Annotated in this window: 3 protein-coding genes; all 3 read left to right on the top strand. The window is 70.8% G+C overall.

Features of this window, described 5'->3' with window-relative positions:
• The coding region (locus tag ACTS11_RS03220) for a PfkB family carbohydrate kinase (protein ID WP_442638903.1) at positions 1 to 538 on the top strand (538 nt) is incomplete at its 5' end.
• A 14-nt stretch (positions 539 to 552) separates the two neighbouring features.
• On the top strand, positions 553 to 1,392 hold the full coding sequence (locus ACTS11_RS03215) for a 5-deoxy-glucuronate isomerase (RefSeq protein ID WP_442638902.1): 840 nt from the start codon (positions 553 to 555) through the stop codon (positions 1,390 to 1,392).
• 82 nt (positions 1,393 to 1,474) lie between these two features.
• On the top strand, positions 1,475 to 2,146 hold a 672-nt coding region (locus tag ACTS11_RS03210; protein ID WP_442638901.1), incomplete at its 3' end, for a class II fructose-bisphosphate aldolase.

The raw sequence follows: 2,146 nt of genomic DNA, 5'->3' as shown, positions 1-2,146 counted from the left end.
GTCGAAGATCAGCGGCAGGCCCGCCGCGCGCGCCAGCTCGAAGGCGCGGAAGGCCGCGCCGCTGATCTTCGACATCGACTACCGGCCCTATTCCTGGCCGTCCGCTGCCGTCGCCGCCGAGGTCTACAGCCGCGCGGGCGCCATGTGCGACGTGATCGTGGGCAACGACGTGGAGTTCGGCTTCATGGCCGGCGACTACGACCGGGGCCTCGACAAGGCGCGCGAGCTGGTGGCGAGCGGCGCGCAGATCGCCGTCTACAAGATGGGCGAGAAGGGCGCGATCACGATCACGCCCGAGGGCGAGGTCGCGACCGGCATCTACCGCACCGAGGCGCTGAAGCCCACCGGCGCGGGCGACAGCTTCATGGGCGGCTTCGTCTCGGGGCTGGCCGAGGGCCTGCCGCTCCGCGAGGCGGTGCTGCGCGGCTCGGCCGCCGCCGCCATGGTCGTGGCCCGTGTCGGCTGCGCCCCCGCCATGCCCACGCGGGAGGAGCTCGACGGTTTCCTCGCCGGCCACGCAGGCCCGAGCGCCGCCTGAGGAGGAGGTTTCCCATGCACATCCCGCCCCATGACAACGCCAACCGGCCCATCGTGGACGTGGAGGACGCGCATGTGCCGCTCGTCTACTTCAACATCCTGCGGCTGAAGGCGGGCGAGCATTTCGACTACCGCGTGCCGGGCTACGAGACCTGCGTGGTCCCGGCCACGGGCACGGTGACGGTGGAGACGGCGGGCGAGACCTTCGCCGACATCGGCAACCGGGGCGCCGATGTCTGGGACGGCGAGCCCGAGGGCGTCTACGTGCCCACCGATACCGGCTGCACGATCACGGCGCGGACCGATACGGAAACCTTCGTCGCGGGCGCGAAGTTCGCCGGGACGCTCACGCCCTTCGCCGTGCGCGCCCACGAGCTCGACCTCGTGCAGTACGGCTCGGACGACACCAAGACCCACCGCAAGATCAAGCACATCCTCGGCGCGGCGCATCACGACCGGGTCGGGCGGCTTCTCGTCTCGGAACTCTTCACCGTCGGCGCGGGCGGATGGTCGGGCTTCCCCTCCCACAAGCACGACACCGACCGCCTGCCGGACGAGACGCGGCACGACGAGTGCTACAACTTCCGCTTCCGCCCGAACTACGGCTCGGGGCTCCAGATGCTCCAGCGCGAGGACAACGAACCCGGTGACGCCTATCACATCATGGACCGTTCCACGGTGCTGATCGACAGGGGCTATCACCCCTGCTGCGTGCTGCCGGGCTACGAGATGTACTATTTCACCATCCTCGGCGGCCTCAGCCAGCGGAGCCTGAAGCAGTATTTCCAGCCGACGCACGCGGCGCAGCTCCACACGATTCCGGGGATCATGGACATGGTGGCGAAGTTCAAATGACGGCCTCGACAGGGGACACCGCCCGGCGGAAACGACGGGCAAGCGGCGCGACCGGGCGCCGGTCGCGCCGGATATCGGCCCCATGACGCTCGCCACCCTATCGGAGGTCCTGCGTCCCGCGGTCCGCGACGGCTATGCCGTGGCGGGGCTCGTCTGCCTCGGCTGGGAGGACATGCGCGCCTATGCGATGGCGGCCGAAGCCGAGCGCGCGCCGGTGATCCTCCAGGCCGGTCCCTCCTGCCGGGCGCACACGCCGCTCCCCGTGCTGGGCGCGATGTTCCGCCACCTCGCCGCCAGCGTGGACGTCCCCGTCGTGGCCCATCTCGACCACGGCTACACCTTCGAGGAATGCCGCGAGGCGCTGGATGCGGGCTTCACCTCGCTCATGTTCGACGGCTCGCGCATGCCGCTGGCCCGGAACATCGAGGAGACGGCCCGCGTGGCCGAACTCGCCCACGGCGCGGGCATCTCCTGCGAGGGCGAGATCGGCTTCGTCGGCTACGCGGGCGGCGAGGGTTCGGCCGGGACGGACCCGGAGGAGGCCGCGATCTTCGCCCGCGAGACCGGCGTGGACGCCATGGCGATCAGCGTCGGCAACGTCCATCTCCAGCAGGGCCACGAGGGCGGCCTCGACGAGGCGCGCATCCGCGCGATCGAGGCGGTGACGCAGGTGCCCCTCGTGATCCACGGCGGATCGGGCGTGCCGCTGGCGCAGCGGGCGCAGCTCGCGGCCCACAGCCGCATCGGGAAATTC

The sequence above is a fragment of the Roseicyclus sp. genome (genome assembly GCF_052168335.1).
Lineage (GTDB): Bacteria > Pseudomonadota > Alphaproteobacteria > Rhodobacterales > Rhodobacteraceae > Roseibacterium.
The sequence above is the reverse complement of the archived record's forward strand: the minus strand, read 5'-3'. Positions and strand labels throughout refer to the sequence as shown.

Excerpts from the sequence above, each read along its gene's own strand:
- ACTS11_RS03215 (WP_442638902.1), top strand. The coding sequence starts at position 553 with ATGCACATCCCGCCCCATGACAACGCCAACCGGCCCATCGTGGACGTG.